The sequence below is a fragment of the Vallitalea guaymasensis genome (assembly GCF_018141425.1).
GTDB classification, from domain to species: domain Bacteria; phylum Bacillota; class Clostridia; order Lachnospirales; family Vallitaleaceae; genus Vallitalea; species Vallitalea guaymasensis.
The window spans coordinates 2,711,585-2,733,125 of sequence record NZ_CP058561.1; the positions used below are offsets into that span (position 1 = coordinate 2,711,585).

Below are 21,541 nucleotides of genomic sequence, written 5' to 3' on the forward strand. Positions count from 1 at the left end.
AAATCACTTTATGAACATATATTTATTTTTAGAGCAATAAAAACATAATATTGTTTTATATGTTGCTTTGTAGAAATTAAGCAATTTTAAGTATTAATAATAATTAGTTGGCTATAAAATTCTATTGTTTTTATATAATTTATAAGTATACAAGTGAGTTTTTTGTAATATTATGATATAATATATAAAAGCAGATAATAAACTAGATATATTCTTGGAGAAACAACTATGATAGAGAGATTTGATATAGATAAACTAGATAAAAAAGCTTATATAATTGGAAAACTAAATAAAAAAACTATTGACCTGTTAAAGTTGCATATAGATGAAACAGATATAATTATAGGTGAAGATAAAATAAGATATACTCTTAAACACAAAAATGAATTTAAAGATGATGAAGAATATAAAAGGTGTATAGAATTAGCACCTGATATAATTGCTAATCCAGATTATATAGGAATGCATCCAAATAAAAAAAGTATTGAGTATATAAAAATTTTAGACAAAACATTAGTAGTTGCAGTAAGGATTAAACCTAAGGGTGTCTTATGGGTGAAAACAATATTTACAATTACTACTGATAAGCTAGAAAAGTATATAAGAAGTGGTAGTTTAAAAAGGTATTGACATAAGATGAGATTATATGTATAATAAAACTAACTATTACATATGATATGATGATAAGTTATTTGAGGGCAGAACAGGCAGCTGCCACGCCTATATTTTTTATAGGTCTGAAAAGAGATGTAGGATACGCCTCCCTACCAAATAACTTATCTTAGATAATAAACATTTCTATAATTAGAGGTGTTTTTTTATTATTCTTTTTTTAGTTCCTGAACTTCATACATGTGTTTTAATTCGCTAATAGCTAATTTTCTGTTGATATAATCTAATTTATTATAATTTAGTAGTACTTCTTTTTCATCATTTCTTATATTGTTATTAACGGTTGAACCACTTAAAAGCCAATCTGCTGACAAATTATATTCGTTTTTTAGAGTTAACAAGGTTTTTCCTGATGGTATTACTTTATTATTTTCAATGTCACTTAAATTTCCTGTTGAAATTCCAGTTGCTTCATGTATTGCTTTTAAAGTCAACTTATTAGCTTTTCTAAAATATCTTAATCTGTTGCCTATAGTATTCAAGTATTAGATCTCCTTTCTCAAAAACTCTAAAAATCGAAAAAAACTATTGACATACTCTGTAAAAAGAGTATAATGTAAATATAATCACTAAAAAACGAATTAATACCTGTATTATAGCATATATAATTATTTAATAAAACCATTCTAATTAGTCACTTCAAATAAATATTATGACGTGATAATATTGTCATGGGTAAAAATCAGACATTTTAAATAACTGTTTTTAAAAGAGAGTAATAAACAATTATAATTTAGGAGTGATTAATTATGGAACCAGATTCAGTAGAAGAACTTGAAAAAATAATAGAATTTGTGGAATGTTGTAATGACTTTATAGCAAAAATTAAAGTTTACTTTGATGATCCATTTATTACTCCTGAGGATAAAAAATATCTTATTCTAAGTATACAGCTACTAAGACATCTAGATTATAAATACATTAATAAAATATTGAAAAATATTAGTTATGAAGAATAGATAAAAGTATTTTACCCAATTTATAACGCACGTGGTAGGACTCGAACCCACAACCCTCTGATCCGAAGTCAGATGCTCTATCCAATTGAGCCACACGTGCGTATTGTAAATCACTATTAAGTTTTTTACCTAACCTATTATATCACTAAAATCACAATAGTCAATATGTATATTGTATATAACAGCCCTATGTATTATTAACTCTATTGATATTTCTTTAATCTTATATCCGAACCAAATATTTTTAGGGGTTCATAGTTACCAAATATACGTGATACAATCCTGTCAGAATATTGCTTGGACCAGTCAGTTGGTGATAAGTTGGTGGATATCAATGTTGATTTCTTATTCAATAATCTTGTATTGAGGCAATTGAATAGCTCAACTCCTGTAAAACGATTATTGAATTCAGTTCCAAGGTCATCGATTATTAGCAAATCACAATCAAAAATTGACTCAATCTGTTCTTCAGGAACTTTTTCATCACCATTATTGAACTTATAATCCTCAAACAACTTAAAAAGTCCAAAGGATGTCAAATAAATTACTGTATGAGAACTATCCAGCAAAGCTTTTGCAATACAATTACATAAAAAAGTCTTACCAAGACCAGCTTGTCCAAACAAAATGATATTTGTAAATTCACTATCAAAGTGATTAACGAATTTTTTGCATTTTCCATATATTTTACGTATATTTTCTAATGGTGACAAGTTGAATCTTGAATCAATCTTATCTGAATAATAGTTGAAAGAAAATGTACTGAAATTCTCTTCTTCAATAATATTTTTGATGTTGGATTGTTCATAAGCAATATCAATCATGGCTTGCTTCAGGCAAATACATTTTTCATTACCAATATAACCTGTATCTTTACAGAGATTGCAATCATATTTTGGTTGAAGATAATCTTCTGGATATCCATGATCCAGCAATAAACGTATTTTCTTTCCTGAAAGAATGAAATTACTTTCTTGGAGGTCTTCAATCTTTTTTTCTGCCTCATCTGGATGCTCAATAATATAATATGTAGTATTAACACTATTAGAAGCTATCTCATCATCTAAAACTTTTATAAGAGGTATTCTATTGTAGATTTCTTCTTTTCTTTTAGTAATTTCATGCTTGATATTAAGTTGTTTCTTTTCGTAATTCTGCATGATCAACTTATATTGAGAACGTTTTAGATTCATAATATTAGCTCTTCCTTTCTTTTAATAACGATTTAAGTAGTGCTTTATTAGTAGCTTCCATCGGTTTCTTTAATAAGTAGTTCCATAGCTTTTTTCTCTAACTCATCAAAATTATATGTACGTTGGTCATAATTAATAAACTTAGATTGGTTCTTAGTACTGTCAGTTTTCTTGGTACTAGATTTTGATTGGTGTTTTTCATCAAGCTCATTAACGTTTTTAAGAGTTTTTACATTGTTCTTATGCCAGTTGTTGATTATAGCATCAATATAACTGAACTGAGGCTGATGAATTGTTTCCATGGTCCTATTACATGCCTCTATAATAATTTCTATAGAAAGATTATATTCATTTAACCATTTTTTCATATATGTAATTTGTTTTGGAGTAGGATTCCTATCACCAATACCAAGGGATTTCATGATTTTAAAATAACTATTATTAAAAGTCTCAATTCTATTTTCTGCTTTCGCAATTGTATTGATACCTTCATCTGCCCAGTTGATTGCTACTTTTTCAATATAACTCATATTTCTGTGGTTATTGGAAACACAATATTCTATAAGAAGTTCAATAACCTCAAAAGGGAGTCCCAGCCAATCATTGAATCCTATTAAAGTGTTGATGTCTTGTTGAGTCAACATTTTCCCAAGATACTTCTGAGTTATGTAAATCAGTTGCTTATAATTTTGTCTGCTCATAAAAGATGTAATCTCATCAATTTTATATTGAGGTTTTGATGAGATATTGATTCTAGCATCTAACTGTTTTGTTGTAGCAGCAGTTTCTTTCTGTGTATCCACAATAGCATCTACAGTATCTATATTGGTAAGGTCATTGAATTTTATTGACCTAATAACTTTCTTATCATCATATTCTATTGTCATGACATCGGCTGATTCCCAATACTGAATAGCTCTCATGACATCTGTTTCAGTTAGACGAAGTTTATCAGCTACATCTAACATTGACAGTGATTGTATATTTTTTGAAGCATATCTGATAATCAATAAGTACACTCTCACAAAATCTCCATTAGAGTTTGATAAGAATTTATCAATGAATTTATTTGGTATCAAGGTAAATTGATTAATATTTTGTGGATAAATAGTAATCATACTCATAAAACAAATCTTCCTTCCGACAACATTTTATGTAAACTAAGCTTTGGTTATTTAACTTAATAAGGTTTATTAATATATAAATCGCTCTTAGTATAACATAAAAAATTATATTTGTGTGGTAAATAATGTTTTCAGAAAACTCTATATTATGTCAGAAAATTTACTGTTAAAATGTTGAAAGTAATAGTTTTTTTAACATTTGGAGTATATTGTTTAACAAAACATTAACATTTACCTGTTGATAACTTTGTGGATAGTGTGGATAAAGTTTTACATAACTTATTAACATATGTTAAAATTCTGTAATAATATCTAAAAATCAAGTGTTGAAAAAATAATTTTGAGTTAACTAGCCAATATTATGTAAACCATTTTGCTATTAACTAACCACAGCTTTCCTGTTGACAACATTGTGGATAATGTGGACAACTATCCCTTAATTAGTTCTTCCCCTATAATTCTCACGTCTCCTGCTCCCATAGTTATCAACAGGTCATTTGGATAACAATTCTGGAGTAAAAAAGTCTCTATTTCGTCAAAAGAAGAGAAATAAAAGGCTTGCTTTCCAAGTTTAGTAAGTTCAGATAATAAGTCCTTGGAATGAATTTCGCCAGTATTTTTTTCTCTATCCGAATAAATGTCTGTCAATATAATATTATCAGCAGAACTTAATGAATAAGCGAAGTTCTTCAAGAAAGCTTTTGTTCTTGAATAGGTATGTGGTTGAAATACAACCCATAATTTGTTATGAGGGTATTTTGTTGCAGCTGATAGTGTTGCTGATATTTCAGTTGGATGATGAGCGTAATCATCTATAACATTAACTCCCCTTATATTTCCTTTATATTCAAATCTCCTATTTGTTCCTGTAAAATTCATTAGACCTTGTTTCATGTCAATAATATCAACGTTAAGGCAATTACAAGCAGCAATGGCAGCTAAGGAATTATATACATTGTGTATACCGTTGACCTGTAAATTGATTTCTTCTATTTTTTTACCATTGTACATAAGGTCATACATTGGATAACCATACTCATTATATTGTATATTTTCAGCATAATAATCATTATCTTTGCTTTTTCCGTAAGTAATGATATTACAATCTAGGTCAGATATTATTTCTTCGTAATTATCTATATCCCCATTTATGATTAAATAACCATCATCTGGTAATTTATCAGCAAAAGATTTGAAAGAATGTCTTATATGGTTAATATCCTTAAAATAATCAAGGTGATCTTCTTCTATATTAAGTATGATAGAAATAAAAGGATTAAACCTCAAAAAGCTATCACAGTATTCACAGGATTCGGTAACGAAATAGTCAGAATCACCAACACGAATATTTCCATCTATCACATTGAGTATACCGCCTATTGATATAGTAGGATCTTTCTGTCCTTGAAGAAGGATATGGGATACCATTGAAGTAGTCGTAGTTTTTCCATGAGTACCAGATACTGCAATTGGATACTTATATGTTTTCATAATCTGTCCAAGTAATTCAGCTCTACCTATTAATGGAATACCTTTTTCCACTGCAGTCATATATTCTACATTATCTTCTTTTACAGCTGCTGTATATATTACTAATTCAGTATCATCAGAAATGTTGGAAGCTCTATGCCCTAAAAATACGTTCATACCAAGTGCTTCCAGTTTTTTTGTTGTTTGAGTTGTTTTTATATCAGAACCAGTTATCTTAAATTCTTTTTGATGAAGAATTTCTGCTAAACCACTCATACTTATGCCGCCAATACCTATAAAATGAACATTTAATGGCTTATTAAAATCGATTGTATACATTACTGAACACTCCTCATTTTTATTATTATATTAGGAAATTTTTATTTTCTATTATATTTATTCCACAAAAAAGTTGTAGCTTTTTTATGGGAAGATATATTCTCTAGGAGAATAACGTTACTGGGTTACTGTTTTTCTATAAAACCGCTATGTGTAACAAAGCATAGCAAATTTGTTCTGTTGCAGTGATAAAATCTTATCTAATATATAGTATATAAAATTAATTATATAATCGGCACAAAATATTAAGGATTTTACATGCCTGTATTAATCAATGGGTAAGAAATTTATTCACTTATTTAATATTATAACTATATGAGTTAACTTTTAAAAGAGAAATATAAAAAAATGGTAAAATGGATGGATTCTCTGATTTTTGTGGTATAATAATAAATATGAGACAAGTGTTGAGTAGCAATAGAGTAAGTATTGCTTAAATTACCTAAAAAAGATTTACATACAATTTAATTAAGCTAAAATACGAAGAGATAAGGAGAATTTTTTGTGGGTAAAAAAGTGAGTAGAACAGATAGAATTGCAGTGATTACAAAGATGTTGGTAGAGAATCCCAACAAGATTTTTACATTAAATAGTTTCGTGGAGATTCTTAGTTATGCTAAATCAACTTTAAGTGAAGATATTGATGTAATAGAAGAAGTTTTTAAGAATTTTGAATTAGGTGAGATCAAATCCATTCCTGGTGCTGCTGGAGGTATTTTCTACAATCCTAAGCTTACTGATGAACAAATAGAGAATATATGCAATGAATTATGTGAATTGATAAATGATAAGAAACGAATCATTCCTGGCGGATATGTGTATATGAATGATATATTCTATGACCCTAATATCTTACAGAAAATTGCTAAGTCATTGGCTTCACCATATCTGGATAAAAAAATAGATTATGTAGTAACTATAGAAACCAAAGGTATTCCACTAGCAATCATGACTGCTAATATTCTTAACATACCAATGATTGTTGTTAGGAAATCGGCTAGGCTTACAGAAGGGACTACTATCCAGATGAATTATATAGCTGGTTCTTCAAGAAGGATTAATACTATGGCTTTGGCTAAGCGTTCTATACCAAAAGGGGCTAAAGTATTGTTTGTAGATGATTTCATGAAAGCAGGAGGTACTGCAAAAGGTATAACTGATTTGATGAAAGAATTTGAGGCGGAAGTAATGGGGATAGCAGTGGTTATGTCTACGAAAGAACCTGAAGATAAGTTGATAAAGGATTATTATTCTTTGTTGGAATTCGATGGTATTGATGAAAAAGATGAAAAGATCAATATATACAGGAAAAAGAATAATAATGTTAACTAATATAATTGAAGAATGTTGATAGGAGATTTAAGTAAAAAAGATAACGGTTGTATATTTAAACCATATATAGTGTAATACACTCTAATTACGTTTGTTGTTTTTAGCTGTTTTTAAGGGATGACAACAAGCAGTAAAAGTTGTGGATTACCACTATATATGGTTTTTTTGTATATTGCTACTTTTGAACTGGAAGAAGCAGTATTTTATTAATCTAATGGTTGATTAAGAGGTGGAAGTAAAAATTATTAATTTCCTGTAATAAACTTGGAACAAAAGTGGTATTAATATAATAGTGAAAAAAAATAGAGTATGTCTATGTTAGGAGGTAAGTAGTGAAGAGAAAAAATATTATAGCTATGCTTCTTGCTGGTGGTCAAGGCAGCAGGTTGGGAATATTAACAACACATGTGGCAAAACCAGCTATAGCATTTGGGGGCAAATATAGGATTATTGATTTTACTCTTAGTAATTGTATTAATTCAGGAATAGATACTGTTGGAGTCTTGACTCAATATCAGCCATTAAGATTGAATAACCATATAGGGATTGGTATACCTTGGGACCTAGACAAAAATTATGGAGGGGTCAGTATTTTGCCACCTTTTGTGAAGAAAAAAACAGGGGAGTGGTATTCGGGAACAGCTAATGCAGTTTTTCAGAATATAGATTTTATTAATAACTATTCGCCAGAATATGTACTTATTTTATCGGGTGATCATATCTATAAGATGGATTACGAGAAGATGTTGAATTATCATATCAAGAAGAAAGCAGATGCTACTATAGCAGTATTTGAAGTGCCTATAGAAGAAGCTCATAGATTTGGCATTATGAATACAGATGAAACCAATAAGATAATAGAATTTGATGAAAAGCCAAAAGTTCCTAAGAATAACTTGGCTTCAATGGGAATCTATATTTTTAATTGGAAAGTATTAAAAGAAGCTTTGGCAAAGACTAATAGTATGTATCCAAAGAATGATTTTGGAAAACATGTTATTCCTTTTATATTAGGTAATGGGGGTAATCTATTTGCGTATAAGTTTCAAGGATTCTGGAAGGATGTAGGGACACTTCAAGCTTATTGGGAAGCCAATATGGAATTGATTAATCTTATTCCAGATTTCAATCTATATGAGGCTTACTGGAAAATCTATACTAAAAATGAGATACAGCCGCCTCAATATATTTCTAAAGATGCGTGTATTGAAACCTGTATCATTGGTGAAGGCACAGAGATAGAGGGTAATATATATAATTCGGTCATAGGGTCCAATGTTAGTATAGGCAAAAATACTGTAATAAAAGATTCTATAATAATGAGTAATACAGCAATCGGTGATAATTGTAAGATTTATAAGAGCATCCTCTCAGAAGAGTCAATCATAGGAAATAATGTAAGGATGGGTATAGGAGAAGATGTTAAGAGCATAGATTATCCAGAACTCTATAACTCTGGTATTTCTGTAGTGGGTGAAAGAACATGTATACCTGATAATATTACCATAGGAAAAAACTGTGCTGTCTATGGAAAATTGGAAATTGATGACTTTCAGGATAAAATTTTGATGAGTGGTAAGTCGATAATTAAGGAAGAGGTGGATTAATGCGAGCTATTGGAATTATTCTTACAGGTGGAAAAAATGAAAAGCTTCATGAGCTTACTGACAATAGAATATTAGCTGCTATGCCTATTGCTGGTTGTTATAGGGCAATAGACTTTTCCTTAAGTAATATGACTAACTCCGGAATCAAAAAGGTAGCGGTTATAACTCAATATAATTCTCGTCCTCTTATAGAACATTTAAGTTCTTCCAAATGGTGGGATTTTGGGAGGAAACAAGGAGGATTATTTATTTTTAGTCCAAATAGGTCTCAAAAAAGTAATTTTTGGTATAGAGGAACAGCAGATGCGATCTATCAAAATCTGGATTATCTGAAAGATAGTCATGAACCTTATGCAATTATTTCCTCTGGAAATGTAATATGCAAAGTAGACTATAACAAGATACTTGAGTACCATGTGGACAAAAGGGCAGATATAACCATAGTATGTAAAGATATGAAAAATACAAATGAGGATTTAAGAAGGTTTGGAATAGTTTTGAAGGATGATGAAAACAGAATAATTGATTTTGAAGAGAAACCTCTAGAACCGCAGGGAACAGTCATATCCACAGGCATTTATGTAGTCAGAAGACGGTTGTTGATTGAGTTGATTGAAGAGATATTATCTGGAGAAAGATATGATATAGTTAATGATATCATTATCAGGTATAGAAAGAAGAAAAAAATATATGCATATATGCATAATGAATATTTTAATAGTATTGCAAATATTGAATCATATTATAATTGTAATATGGATTTTTTAGATAAAAGTAATAGAAAATATTTTTTTGGTAATTTTCCATACATTTCTTCCAAAGTGCAGGATGAACCACCAGCAAAATATAATTCTGGTTCAGTGATAAGCAATAGTCTGATATCAGGGGGATGTATAATAAATGGCAAAGTAAATAATTCGATACTTTTTAGAAAAGTTTTCATTGGTAAAAATACTTCCATTAATAACTCTATTATACTAGATGGAGCCTATATAGGCAATAATTGTTGCATCGAGAATTCTATAGTTAATACGGATACTGTTATAGGCGATAATTGTACGTATAAAGATAGAAAAGGAAATATCAAAATTGTTGTAAATAGAGAATGCATATATATGTAGTTCAGATAAATAATTAAAAAAGCTGTAATTATACAAAAAAACATTGAACTTTTCTGAAATATGTAATATAATTATTGTGAGTTATCACTAAAGCAAAAATATGTGTGTAAGGTGGAGGGGGATTCTTCCCCTTAACAACAAGTTACGGAAAGGGGTTAACACATGCAAATTACAGATGTGAGAATACGTAAGGTTGCGAAAGATGGGAAAATGAAAGCAGTAGTATCAGTTACTTTTGATAATGAATTTGTAGTTCATGATATCAAAGTGATTGAAGGAGAAAAAGGATTATTTATAGCTATGCCTAGTAGAAAGGCACTCGATGGTGAGTTTAGAGATATAGCTCATCCAATTAATTCTGAAACTAGAGAAAAAATTCAGAAATGCGTATTAGAAAAATATGAAACTCTAGTACTTACAAACGATGATACAGCTGATGAGATAGCAGTATCGTTTGAGGAATGATTCTTCAGGGCACTTCATTATGAAGTGCCTTTTTGTATGCAAAAATATACTTTTCTTATTTGTCTATTTTTTACATTTTTGCTTAGTAAAAGTAACAGGAAACTGGAAATTTTAATATATTAATTTGTAAGTTATTTAACTTGCATATATTTAGTAAGTGGTGTAAAATGATTAGGGTTAATAAACCAAAGGTGGTGTATAAGATGAGTAGATTAAAAGCAGTTATATTGGCAGCTGGTGCAGGTACAAGAATGAAATCAGAATTACCAAAGGTTATACATAAAATACTAGGCAAAACAATGCTTGATTATGTTATTGAAGCAGCTATGGAAGCTGGAGCTGAGGATATCGTAGTAGTCGTTGGACACGAAAGTGAAATAGTTAAAAAAGAAATCTCGTATAATGTAGAATTTGTTTTGCAAGAAGAACAATTAGGAACTGGTCATGCTGTAATGATGGCTAAAGATTTCATTGGTGATGAAGGAAATGTACTTATATTATTTGGAGATACACCATTAATTACTGGAGATACACTAGCTAAGATGGTAGATTACCATATCAGGCATAACAATGCTGCAACACTTCTATCTACTATAGTAGAAGATCCTACTGGTTATGGTAGAATCATCAGAGACGAATCCAATACTTTTATAAAAAGTATAGAACATAAAGATGCAACAGAAAAAGAAAAAATAGTAAAAGAAATTAATTCGGGTATGTATTGTTTCGATGCAAAGGAACTTAACAATGCTCTTGATTATCTGACTAATGATAATGCCCAAGGGGAATATTATCTACCGGATACTCTTAAGACTATTATGGCTAAGCATTTGAATGTTAATGCTATGATCAGTGATATCTCTGAAGATATATTAGGAGTTAATTCAAGAGTTCAATTATACCAGGCAGGACAGATTATGCAACAAAGAATTAACTATAAGCATATGGATAATGGAGTAACCATAATTAATCCATTATGCACTTATATAAGTAAAGATGCTTGTATTAATTCTGATACTATAATATACCCTAATTCTTTTATAGAAGGAAAAACTATAATAGGAAATAATTGTATTATTGGATCTAATAGTAAAATTGTAAATTCAAATATTGGTAATAACATAAATGTTGAATCATCAACGATACTTGATAGTAGTATAAGCGATAATACCAATGTTGGACCATATGCTTATATTAGACCTAATTCCCATATCGGTTCTAATGTAAAAATAGGTGATTTTGTTGAAATTAAAAATTCGAGTGTTGGAGATAATACTAAAGTAGCTCATTTGACGTATATTGGTGATGCAGACGTTGGAAAAAATGTTAATTTCGGATGTGGAACAGTAGTAGTTAATTATGATGGTGTCAATAAAAATAGAACAGTCATAGAAGATAATGCTTTCATTGGTTGTAATACTAATCTAGTATCGCCAGTCAAAGTTAATAATAACGCATATACAGCAGCGGGTTCTACAATAACGAAAGATGTACCAGAATACTCATTAGGAATAGGAAGAGCTAGACAAGTTAACATACAAGATTGGGTAAGAAAAAAACGGTAATCTATATAAGGAAATTGTTTCTATCTAGAAATTTAGAAATGGTTTCCTTATGTTTTAAAAATATTATAGGAGGATTCATATGACAAGTACAATTAGGAACAATGACGGCATTAAGATTTTCTCATGTAGTGCTAATCCCCAATTAGCAGAGGCGATCGCAGCTGATTTAGGATTAACTTTAGGAGCAGCTGATGTTGGCCAGTTTAGTGACGGTGAAACGTATGTGAAGATTGACGAAATTGTTCGTGGTGTAGATTGTTACATTGTTCAACCTACATCAAGCCCTGTAAATGACAATTTAATGGAACTATTAATTATGATTGATGCTCTAAGAAGAGCTTCAGCAGGCAGGATTACTGCAGTAATTCCTTATTATGGTTATGCGAGACAAGACAGAAAGACAAGAGCCAGGGACCCAATTAGTGCAAGATTGATAGCTGATCTAATACAAGCAGCAGGTGCAGATAGAGTATTGGTTATGGACTTACACTGTGCTCAGATTCAAGGATTCTTTACAATGCCTGTGGACCATATGTTAGGTGCTCCACTACTATTAAAATATTACAAAGAAAAATTTGCTGATGATATGGATAACATTGCAATGGTATCACCAGATATCGGAAGTGTTAAAAGAACTCGTTCTTTCGCAGAAAAATTAGACATTCCAATGGCTATTATTGATAAGAGAAGACCAGAAGCAAATGTTTCAGAAGTTATGAATATAATTGGTAATATTAATGGTAAAAAAGTTATTCTAGTTGATGATATGATTGATACAGCTGGAACAATATGTAATGCAGCTAGTGCATTAAAAGAACAAGGTGCCCAAGAAGTGTATGCATGTTGTACTCACGCAGTATTATCAGGACCTGCAATAGAAAGAATTCAAAAATCAGACATAAAAGAATTAGTTGTACTTGACACAATTGCTCTTCCAGAAGAAAAGAAAATCGATAAGATTAAACAATTATCCGTTGCTCAGATTCTAGCAGAAGCTATACATAGAATCCATTGCAACAAATCTGTTTCAAAATTATTCGGTTAAAAAATTGACTATTGTATGAAAATATGGTAATTTGATTATGTTAAAGCCCTAGTATATACTAGGGCTTTTAGTAAATAAATTAGAAAGGTGATTACAAATGTATATAATTGCTGGATTAGGTAACCCAGGCATGAGATTCACGGCAACAAGACATAATGTCGGGTTTGAAGTCATAGAAAGATTGGCATATGAAAATAATATCAAATTGAATAAGAAAAAATTCAATGCTGTACTAGGAAGCGGTGTTATAGGTGGAGAAAAAGTCGTTCTGGTACAGCCTCAAACATATATGAATCTAAGCGGAGAAAGCATAAGACCTATTATGGATTTTTATAAATGTACTGAAAAAGATTTAATAGTTGTCTACGATGATATCTGCTTTGAAATAGGAACAATAAGGATACGAAAAAAAGGAAGTGCCGGTGGACATAATGGTATGAAAAATATTATTAGACACATAGGTACTAATGAATTCATAAGAGTAAGAGTAGGTGTCGGAGCCAAATGCCCTGAATGGGATCTAAAAGACCATGTATTAAGCAGGTTCAATGATGAAGAAATAAAGAACATGGTTGAAGAAATAAAAAGAGCCAGTGATGCCATAGAAGATATAGTAATAAAAGGTATAGATAAAGCTATGAATGTATATAATGTTAAGATTAAACGAGAGGAATGTGATTAATGAGAAGAGTAATATCATTATTGTTAATTATTACAGGTGTTGTACTTATAGCTTTACCGCTAATTGGTAAATATAGAACCCACAGATTGCAAGAAACCATGTTAGAAGAATTCTACAGTGATTTCCAGCCTCAGAATGAAGAGGAATTAGATATTTCAAGACAGAACAATATGGTTTTGAACGATATATTCAGCTGGGGAGACAAAAATGAAAATCAAGATAGTATAAAACCTATTGAAGTAAATGAACAATATTTGAATGATAGTGATGAGGTTACTGAAGAAACTAATGTGGATGACACCGATAGTAATGCTAATGATGGCTCTAATGATATCACACCAGAATCTGATGTAGAAAATACGGAACCAGAGAAAAAGAAGGATACACCTAAGCCTAAGCCAAAACCTAAAGCAATAGCCATAATTAAGATTGATAAAATAGGAGTTCATCTGCCAATAGCTAATGGTATTGACCATGAAACCTTGAAATATGCTATAGGATATATGCCAGAGAGTGGAAAATTTGGTGAGATTGGAAATTCAGTATTAGCTGGTCATAGAAGCCATACTTATGGAGTGTTCTTTAATAGGCTTAATGAATTAGAACAAGGAGATAAAATTAATATAGTCACTAAGGAAAAGGAATTCATCTATACAGTTTACGACAAGAAAATAGTTGAACCAGATGATGTATCAGTTATGAGAGGTAGCAGCAAATCAAAAGTCATCACATTGATTACATGTGATCCTGTTATTGGTGCTACTCATAGATTGATTATACATGGGATGATTGATAACTAAGCAAAATACTACTATAAGAATATATAATTGTTTAAAATTGCCTAGAAATATTATATAATAATTGGTATATAATATAATATATTTACTTTTGTACATTCTTAATATAGGAAAAATCAGGATGTGATGATTTGAAAACACTAGTACAACCTTTAAGAGATTTAGAGGCTTTTAATAATGCCCTTGAAAAAATTAATAAAAAAGTATCTCCAATATATCTGACAGGAGCTATAGACTCAGAGAAATGTCATCTAATGCATGCTCTAGGTGAAAACAGAAACAAACTTATTATTACGTATAACGAACTTAGAGCTAGAGAAATTTACGAGGACATGAAGTTTTTTAGCAACGACAATGTTTTTCTGTATCCTGCAAAAGATATTATATTTTATAGTGCTGACGTACATAGTAATGACATTATCGAGCAACGTATAAATATAATAAAGAAATTATATGACAGCAGAGGATATACAGTCATACTATCAATAGATGCGTTGATGGATAAATTAATAGGTAAGTCTATTTTTGAATCCAGTATAATAAAAAGTAAAGTAGGGGATGTATGGAATCTTACTGAGATAAGTGAGAAGTTTATGTTCATGGGATATGAAAGAGTATCTCAAGTAGAAAGTAAAGGACAGTTCGCTATTAGAGGCGGAATAATTGACATATTTCCACCTACAGAAAAGAATGCCTATAGAATTGAGTTATGGGACGAAGAAATAGATTCCATAAGGTCTATGAACATTGAGAGTCAAAGGTCAATAGACAAAGTTGATGAAATAGAGATATACCCTGCAAGAGAAGTTATTGTAGACAAAGAGAAGATAGCAAAAGCAATAGATAAGATAAAAAAAGACAGAGACCAGTTAATTAAGACATTCGAAGCCAATAACAAACAAGACGAAGTAGATAGAATAAAACAATCTACCTCTATTTTGATGGACAAAATTACCAGTCAAAAAACATTTAATGGTATTGAAGGATACATTGAATATTTTTATGATGAGACAGTATCCTTTGTGGACTATTTCCCTAAAGAAACCTTATTATATATTGATGAACCAGCAAGAATAAATGAAAAATGGGAAAGCACTAAAAAAGAATTCAATGAAAGTATAATTAATAGATTTGAAAAAGGCTATTTATTGAAAGGTCAAACGGAAATACTCAGAACCATAGATGAATTATTATTAAAATTCGAAGACTATACATGTGTTTTATTGAGCACACTACAGCAGAAAATAGATAGATTTAATTATAAATTCAACGTTAATTTTTCTGTGAAATCAATTAATCCATATCACAAAAGTATGGAGGTCTTGGAAAAGGATCTAAAGTATTGGAGTAATAACAGATATAGGACATTATTGCTTACAGGCTCTAAGACCAGAGCTGAAAGACTATCTTATGAGTTGAAAGATAGAGGAATAGATGCCTTCTATTTATCAAAATTGGATGCAGAGATTCCAAAAGGAAAAGTTGCAGTTAGTTATGGTAGCTTACACAAAGGGTTTGAATATCCTCTTATTAAGTTTGTCATAATATCAGAGACTGATCTAGTAGGTAAAAGCAAGAAAAGGAAAAAGACTAAAAAGAAAAAGTTCAAGGGAAGTAAAATAGAGAGCTTCACTGAGCTAAAAGTCGGAGATTATATTGTTCATGAAAATTATGGAATAGGTATTTTCAGAGGAACTGAAAAAATAGAGATTGATGGGATTAGTAAAGATTATATCAAGATATCCTATAGAGACGAAGGAAACTTATATATATCAACCAGTCAATTGGATGTTATCCAAAAATATATTGGTTCAGAAGGTAAGAAACCAAAACTAAACAAATTAGGGACTAGTGAATGGAAGAAAACCAAAAGCCGTGTTAAAGGTATAGTAGAAGACCTTGCAAAAGATTTGGTTGGTTTATACGCTAAAAGACAAGCTAAAGAAGGTTATGAGTTCACAACGGATACTGTTTGGCAAAAAGAATTTGAAGAGATGTTTCCATATGAAGAAACAGATGACCAGTTGATAGCTATTGAAGAAACCAAAAATGATATGGAAAGCAGAAAAATTATGGATAGACTAATCTGTGGTGATGTAGGCTATGGAAAGACAGAAGTAGCTATAAGGGCTGCATTCAAGTCAGTTCAAGACGATAAACAGGTAGCTTATCTAGTGCCTACTACCATATTAGCTCAGCAGCATTATAATAACTTTGTCCAAAGGATGAAAGATTTTCCTGTAAGAGTAGAGATGTTATCAAGATTCAAAAGTCAGAAAGAACAGAAAAAGATAATAGATGATACCAAAAAAGGCTTGGTTGACATACTTATAGGTACTCATAGGATAATATCAAAAGATGTTGTATTCAAAGACCTGGGATTACTTATTATAGATGAGGAACAGAGATTTGGAGTAGCACATAAAGAGAAAATCAAGAAAGTAAAACAAGATATAGATGTATTAACACTAACAGCAACCCCTATACCAAGAACTCTTCATATGAGTCTCATAGGTATAAGGGATATGAGTGTGCTCGAAGAGCCGCCAGAAGAGAGACATCCTATTCAGACTTATGTGCTTGAGCATAATGAAGAATTGATTAAAGATGCTATATATAGAGAATTGTCAAGAGGCGGGCAGATATATTATGTTTACAATAGAGTCAAAAAGATTGATGAAGTAGCAGACTGGATAAGTAAGATGGTACCAGAAGCTAATGTGGCATTTGCTCATGGACAGATGAATGAACGGGAACTCGAAAATATCATGTTTGAGTATATTAATGGTGATATTGATATACTTGTCTGTACAACAATAATTGAAACAGGTCTTGATATTCAAAATACCAATACAATAATCATTCAGGATGCAGATAGATTAGGCTTGTCCCAGCTTTATCAGTTAAGAGGTAGGGTTGGAAGGTCTAACAGGGTTGCATATGCTTACTTATTGTACAAAAAAGATAAGATATTACAAGAAACAGCTGAAAAAAGATTACAAGCCATAAAAGAATTTACCGAGTTTGGGTCAGGTTTCAAAATAGCCATGAGAGACCTTGAAATCAGAGGAGCAGGTAATCTTCTTGGAGCAAGACAACATGGTCATATGGAATCAGTTGGTTATGATTTGTATTGTAAACTATTAGAAGAAGCAATCCATGAAGTCAGTGATGACAAAGTAGAGGAACGTTTTGAAACATCTGTTGAATTGAATGTTGATGCTTTCATTCCATCTACTTATATCAAAGATGAAATAAGAAAGCTTGGTGCTTATAAAAAGATTGCTAGCATAGAAGACGAAAAAGATTATTATGATGTGCAGGAAGAGCTTGAAGATAGATATGGTGACCTTCCAAAATCAGTTGTCAATCTATTGGATATAGCTATCATGAAAGCTGTTGCCAATAAAGCTGATATCGTGAACATTGAGCAAAAAGGTGAAAACATCAAGTTTGAAGCTAGAAAAGATGCTAGGATTAATCCTGACAAAATACCTGAGCTGTTAAATAAATATCGAAATCAATTATTTTTTACAATTAATAAAGCACCATATTTTACGTATAAGATTAGCAGAGTCGATAAAAAACAATTTTTCAGACATATTAAGAATGTGTTACAAGACATAAAAGATTTGAAGGATTCATAGGTTTAAACTATAATGAAGATAGACATATAATTAGGGAACAATTAGTAACTTCTATGTCCACATGATATAAGTTGCTGACTGATTTCTATGTTAGGAGAGATAAAAATGAAAAGCACTTATGAATTGATAAGTAAGTATATTCTGCTTTTCATGTGCATCTTCTGTTTAGTGGGTTGTAGTAGTAAAAAAGAAGTAAAAGAAGAACTTAATTTCTATGAAGACAATGATAAGTTGATTGCCATTGATGATGTAGACATTAAGGTTGATGAGGTAATGCCATATTTACTGCAGGTTAAAATGGAGTTTGAAGAATTAGGTGGAGAAGATGTCTGGGATCATAATGATTTTAGTGGAGGGAAAAAGGCTGAAGATGTTGCCAAATTAGCGGTACTTGATAATCTAATACGTACTAAGATTTTGGTAAAGAAATCAGATGAAATGGGGATAACTATTACTGAGAGTGAAGAAAAAGATGTAAACGCCCAAGCACTAAAATACTATAATGATTTAGAAAAAGCAGATATAGAAAATTATCATTTAACCAAAGAAAGTATTTTCAATTCTTTTAAGGAATATAGACTAGTGAATAAGGTCATTGTTGAAATGACAAAGGGATATGTTCCAAAAGAAGAAGAATTGAACAACAAGTTATTAGAAAATGAAAATTATGCAAAATTAAAATCAAGTAGCCTAGAAGATATGCTGCTTAGCTTAAAAGTGGTACACATATTTATTAAGACCCATGAGAAAAATGACAACGGTGAATATGTGCTTATATCACCTGATATTGAAGAAAAAGCCAAGAAAGAGATAGAAGATATATATAAGAAAGCTGTTGATGGCGAAGAATTCGCTAGTCTAGTAAAGAAATATTCACAAGATGAATCTACTAAAGATAATAATGGCGAATATATACTTCCAGTTAGACTTTTAGATGATAATTTCCAGAGTCTAATAGAATTAGAGCCTGGAGAGATAAGTGACATAAAGAAGAGTGATTACGGATATCACATATTTAAAGTAATAGAAAAAATTCTTCCTACAGATGAAGAAGTAAAAGAATTTGAAGAAGAATTCAAGAAATATGAAAGTCAGTTGAAAGAGGAATATAAAGAACAACTAAAAAATAGTGCATTTAATAAAATATATGATGAATGGAAAAATAATACAGTTGTAGACTTGAATGAAGATTTGTGGGCTAGGATAGATATTTTCGGTAATATTAATGAAAATCCAATAAGTGACAAAAACATTGAATGAAATAAATGTTAATATCTAATAATAAGGACTAAGAGGTAATCTTAGTTCTTTTTTTTATTATTAACATCATCAAAGCTGATAAGAGTAAAATTTAATTTGAATAAATTGGTATTTGGTCTTAAGTTTAAAACTGTCAAATTATGAATATTATAGTTAAATTGTTGCATACTATTATTGACAGCTTTGTGATGACTATCTAAAGGAGGTAATAATTTGAAAGCAACAGGTATTGTAAGAAGGATAGATGATCTTGGTAGAGTAGTTATACCAAAAGAAATAAGAAGAACATTAAGGATAAGAGAAGGAGACCCCTTAGAGATATTTACTGATAAAGATGGAGAAATAATACTTAAAAAATACTCACCTATCGGTGAACTTGGTACATTCGCTAAACAGTATGCAGAAGCTTTGGCACAAACTACAGGACATACTATATGCATATCTGATAAAGATCAAGTTATCGCTGTATCCGGTGGCTCCAAAAGAGAATTTTTAGAAAAACAAATAAGTAAAGAATTAGAAGAAGCAATAACTGAAAGAGAAACAATACTTGCTAACAAAGATGAAAAGAAATTTATAGATATTTTATATGATGGAGAAAACGACGAATATATTTCAGAAGTTATAACTCCTATAATATCAGAAGGTGACGCTATAGGAGCTGTCATATTCTTGAGTAAGGATAGTAAAATAAAAATGGGTGAAGTTGAAACAAAACTTGCTCATTCAGCAGCAGGTTTTTTAGGAAAACAGATGGAACAATAAGAAATAGACTGGGTTAGATAACTCAGTCTTATTTAATGCATCTTTGCGATATTAGTAATATATGACTATTCATAAGAGCATATATTACTATGAGGCATAACTTAATGCGACCTATAGTAAAATAAAAAAAATTGATAATATTAAACTAATTTACATAGACTACAAAAAATATTTATTTATTAGTAAATTATATTATGGTATAATTTGTTATATATTATCTGATTGGAATGATTGTGGTGACAAAAATTAACAAAAATAATAAAAATTATTCTTTTGAAGAGCTCAAAAATATCATTAGAGTATTGAGAAGTGAAGAAGGTTGTCCTTGGGATAAAGTTCAAACACATGAAAGCCTTAGAGGTGGTACCTTAGAAGAAGTATATGAGGTATTGGAGGCAATTGATAATAATGATATGGAAAACCTGCAAGAAGAACTTGGAGATATGTTATTGCACGTAGTATTCCATTCTCAAATAGCTACTGACAATGAGAATTTTACTATTGATGATGTAATTGATGGCATATGTGAGAAACTAATCAGAAGACATCCACATGTATTCAAAGAAAAACAAGATAAATCGCCCGAAGAAGTTACTGTAAAGTGGAATGAAATTAAAAAAGTTGAAAAAAATAATATTTCCTATACTGAGGACATGAGAAAAGTGCCAAAAGCTCTTCCTGCATTAATGAGAGCAGTAAAAGTTCAAAAAAAAGCTAGAGATGCAGGTTTTGATTTTACAGATACAAGCCAAGTCATTGCTAAGGTACACGAGGAATTGGAAGAATTAGAGGAAGCCATGAGAATTGGTGATAATTGTAATATTATGGAAGAATATGGGGATTTACTATTTTCAATGGTTAATATTTCAAGGTTTTTGAAATTAAATACTGAATTTTCCTTGACAAATGCTACAGAAAAGTTTATAAATAGATTTGAGGGAATAGAAAACCTTGTAATGCAAAAAGGTTTAAGCATGAACGACATAACAATGACTGAACTGGACAAGTTATGGGAGCAGCTTAAAGAACATTAAGAATAATCGTTTAAACGATTGTTTATAAAGCTAAGAATATTCTTAGCAGCGCATATATGCGCCTTTGTTCAAAATAATATAATATTAAAGTAGAGGAGGAGTTATTATGAACAAAGCTGAATTAGTTACGGCTATGGCAGAACAAACTGAATTAAGTAAAAAAGATGCAGAAAAAGCGTTAAAATCATTTATTGATGTAGTTTCAAACGAGTTAAGTAATGGGGGCAAAATTCAATTAGTTGGATTTGGTACTTTTGATGTTACTGAAAGAGCAGCAAGAGAAGGTAGAAACCCACAAACTGGAGAACCAATGCAAATTGCAGCTTCAAAAGCTCCAAGATTCAAAGCTGGAAAAGCTTTAAAAGACGCTGTAAATGGTCGCTAGGTAAGACAATTAATTTCTAAAAATCTGCACTATATGGTGCAGATTTTTTTGTTTAATTATATATATAAATATACTAAAA

Annotated in this window: 19 protein-coding genes and 1 tRNA gene; 15 read left to right on the top strand and 5 right to left on the bottom strand. The window is 30.5% G+C overall.

Annotated elements, in window-relative coordinates; translation table 11 throughout:
* The first annotated feature begins 228 nt into the window (after positions 1–228).
* Positions 229–630: a PBECR3 domain-containing polyvalent protein gene (locus HYG85_RS11975; RefSeq protein WP_212693601.1), complete on the top strand. Its 402-nt coding sequence runs from the start codon at positions 229–231 to the stop codon at positions 628–630.
* Between the two features lie 191 nt (positions 631–821).
* Here HYG85_RS11975 and HYG85_RS11980 read toward each other — a convergent pair whose 3' ends face one another.
* Positions 822–1,154, bottom strand: a complete 333-nt coding sequence (locus tag HYG85_RS11980; protein WP_212693602.1) for a helix-turn-helix domain-containing protein — start codon at positions 1,152–1,154, stop codon at positions 822–824.
* A gap of 267 nt (positions 1,155–1,421) precedes the next feature.
* Here HYG85_RS11980 and HYG85_RS11985 point away from each other — a divergent pair, with 267 nt between their 5' ends.
* The gene (locus HYG85_RS11985; RefSeq protein ID WP_212693603.1) at positions 1,422–1,631 is read left to right on the top strand and encodes a hypothetical protein; all 210 of its coding nucleotides are present in this window, start codon (positions 1,422–1,424) and stop codon (positions 1,629–1,631) included.
* A gap of 26 nt (positions 1,632–1,657) precedes the next feature.
* On the opposite strand, the gene HYG85_RS11990 is transcribed toward HYG85_RS11985, so the two are convergent.
* The 4 genes from HYG85_RS11990 to murC all read right to left on the bottom strand — a co-directional run bounded on the left by HYG85_RS11990 (position 1,658) and on the right by murC (position 5,757).
* Positions 1,658–1,731 (bottom strand) — tRNA-Arg (locus HYG85_RS11990).
* A 103-nt stretch (positions 1,732–1,834) separates the two neighbouring features.
* On the bottom strand, positions 1,835–2,824 hold the full coding sequence (locus HYG85_RS11995; protein WP_212693604.1) for an ATP-binding protein: 990 nt from the start codon (positions 2,822–2,824) through the stop codon (positions 1,835–1,837).
* Positions 2,825–2,871: 47 nt separating this feature from the next.
* Complete coding sequence (locus HYG85_RS12000; protein ID WP_212693605.1) at positions 2,872–3,948, bottom strand: DnaD domain protein; 1,077 nt, start codon at positions 3,946–3,948, stop codon at positions 2,872–2,874.
* 429 nt (positions 3,949–4,377) lie between these two features.
* Positions 4,378–5,757 (bottom strand): UDP-N-acetylmuramate--L-alanine ligase, encoded by a 1,380-nt coding sequence (gene murC / locus HYG85_RS12005; RefSeq protein ID WP_212693606.1) that lies wholly within the window; start codon positions 5,755–5,757, stop codon positions 4,378–4,380.
* A gap of 504 nt (positions 5,758–6,261) precedes the next feature.
* On the opposite strand from murC, the gene purR reads away from it, so the two are divergent.
* From purR to HYG85_RS12070, 13 genes are all read left to right on the top strand, one after another.
* The gene (purR, locus tag HYG85_RS12010; protein WP_242986428.1) at positions 6,262–7,089 is read left to right on the top strand and encodes a pur operon repressor; all 828 of its coding nucleotides are present in this window, start codon (positions 6,262–6,264) and stop codon (positions 7,087–7,089) included.
* A gap of 332 nt (positions 7,090–7,421) precedes the next feature.
* Complete coding sequence (locus HYG85_RS12015) at positions 7,422–8,696, top strand: glucose-1-phosphate adenylyltransferase (RefSeq protein WP_212693607.1); 1,275 nt, start codon at positions 7,422–7,424, stop codon at positions 8,694–8,696.
* A complete protein-coding gene (gene glgD / locus HYG85_RS12020; protein ID WP_212693608.1) occupies positions 8,696–9,817 on the top strand; it encodes a glucose-1-phosphate adenylyltransferase subunit GlgD in 1,122 nt (373 codons plus the stop codon). Before HYG85_RS12015 ends, glgD begins: the two co-directional genes overlap by 1 nt.
* Before the next feature lie 162 nt (positions 9,818–9,979).
* Entirely contained in the window at positions 9,980–10,282 is a 303-nt protein-coding gene (spoVG, locus tag HYG85_RS12025; protein ID WP_113673174.1) for a septation regulator SpoVG, read from the top strand.
* A gap of 203 nt (positions 10,283–10,485) precedes the next feature.
* Positions 10,486–11,847, top strand: coding sequence for a bifunctional UDP-N-acetylglucosamine diphosphorylase/glucosamine-1-phosphate N-acetyltransferase GlmU (gene glmU, locus HYG85_RS12030; RefSeq protein ID WP_212693609.1), 1,362 nt, complete (start codon positions 10,486–10,488; stop codon positions 11,845–11,847).
* A gap of 79 nt (positions 11,848–11,926) precedes the next feature.
* Complete coding sequence (locus tag HYG85_RS12035; RefSeq protein ID WP_113673176.1) at positions 11,927–12,892, top strand: ribose-phosphate diphosphokinase; 966 nt, start codon at positions 11,927–11,929, stop codon at positions 12,890–12,892.
* Between the two features lie 97 nt (positions 12,893–12,989).
* On the top strand, positions 12,990–13,574 hold the full coding sequence (gene pth / locus HYG85_RS12040) for an aminoacyl-tRNA hydrolase (protein ID WP_113673177.1): 585 nt from the start codon (positions 12,990–12,992) through the stop codon (positions 13,572–13,574).
* Complete coding sequence (locus HYG85_RS12045; protein WP_212693610.1) at positions 13,574–14,374, top strand: class D sortase; 801 nt, start codon at positions 13,574–13,576, stop codon at positions 14,372–14,374. Before pth ends, HYG85_RS12045 begins: the two co-directional genes overlap by 1 nt.
* A 128-nt stretch (positions 14,375–14,502) precedes the next feature.
* Entirely contained in the window at positions 14,503–18,018 is a 3,516-nt protein-coding gene (gene mfd / locus HYG85_RS12050) for a transcription-repair coupling factor (RefSeq protein ID WP_212693611.1), read from the top strand.
* A 105-nt stretch (positions 18,019–18,123) separates the two neighbouring features.
* Positions 18,124–19,278 (top strand): peptidylprolyl isomerase, encoded by a 1,155-nt coding sequence (locus tag HYG85_RS12055; protein ID WP_212693612.1) that lies wholly within the window; start codon positions 18,124–18,126, stop codon positions 19,276–19,278.
* Between the two features lie 213 nt (positions 19,279–19,491).
* A complete protein-coding gene (gene spoVT / locus HYG85_RS12060; RefSeq protein WP_113673181.1) occupies positions 19,492–20,043 on the top strand; it encodes a stage V sporulation protein T in 552 nt (183 codons plus the stop codon).
* 227 nt (positions 20,044–20,270) lie between these two features.
* A complete protein-coding gene (gene mazG / locus HYG85_RS12065; protein WP_113673182.1) occupies positions 20,271–21,077 on the top strand; it encodes a nucleoside triphosphate pyrophosphohydrolase in 807 nt (268 codons plus the stop codon).
* 106 nt (positions 21,078–21,183) lie between these two features.
* Positions 21,184–21,462, top strand: coding sequence for an HU family DNA-binding protein (locus HYG85_RS12070; RefSeq protein WP_113673183.1), 279 nt, complete (start codon positions 21,184–21,186; stop codon positions 21,460–21,462).
* The last annotated feature ends 79 nt before the right edge of the window (positions 21,463–21,541 follow it).

Bases quoted from the DNA above. Each gene is read 5' to 3' on its own strand.
- HYG85_RS11975 (WP_212693601.1), top strand. From the start codon at position 229: ATGATAGAGAGATTTGATATAGATAAACTAGATAAAAAAGCTTATATA.
- HYG85_RS11985 (WP_212693603.1), top strand. From the start codon at position 1,422: ATGGAACCAGATTCAGTAGAAGAACTTGAAAAAATAATAGAATTTGTG.
- HYG85_RS11995 (WP_212693604.1), bottom strand. From the start codon at position 2,824: ATGAATCTAAAACGTTCTCAATATAAGTTGATCATGCAGAATTACGAA.
- HYG85_RS12000 (WP_212693605.1), bottom strand. From the start codon at position 3,948: ATGAGTATGATTACTATTTATCCACAAAATATTAATCAATTTACCTTG.
- murC (WP_212693606.1), bottom strand. From the start codon at position 5,757: ATGTATACAATCGATTTTAATAAGCCATTAAATGTTCATTTTATAGGT.
- glgD (WP_212693608.1), top strand. From the start codon at position 8,696: ATGCGAGCTATTGGAATTATTCTTACAGGTGGAAAAAATGAAAAGCTT.
- spoVG (WP_113673174.1), top strand. From the start codon at position 9,980: ATGCAAATTACAGATGTGAGAATACGTAAGGTTGCGAAAGATGGGAAA.
- glmU (WP_212693609.1), top strand. From the start codon at position 10,486: ATGAGTAGATTAAAAGCAGTTATATTGGCAGCTGGTGCAGGTACAAGA.
- HYG85_RS12035 (WP_113673176.1), top strand. From the start codon at position 11,927: ATGACAAGTACAATTAGGAACAATGACGGCATTAAGATTTTCTCATGT.
- pth (WP_113673177.1), top strand. From the start codon at position 12,990: ATGTATATAATTGCTGGATTAGGTAACCCAGGCATGAGATTCACGGCA.
- HYG85_RS12045 (WP_212693610.1), top strand. From the start codon at position 13,574: ATGAGAAGAGTAATATCATTATTGTTAATTATTACAGGTGTTGTACTT.
- HYG85_RS12055 (WP_212693612.1), top strand. From the start codon at position 18,124: ATGAAAAGCACTTATGAATTGATAAGTAAGTATATTCTGCTTTTCATG.
- mazG (WP_113673182.1), top strand. From the start codon at position 20,271: ATGATTGTGGTGACAAAAATTAACAAAAATAATAAAAATTATTCTTTT.
- HYG85_RS12070 (WP_113673183.1), top strand. From the start codon at position 21,184: ATGAACAAAGCTGAATTAGTTACGGCTATGGCAGAACAAACTGAATTA.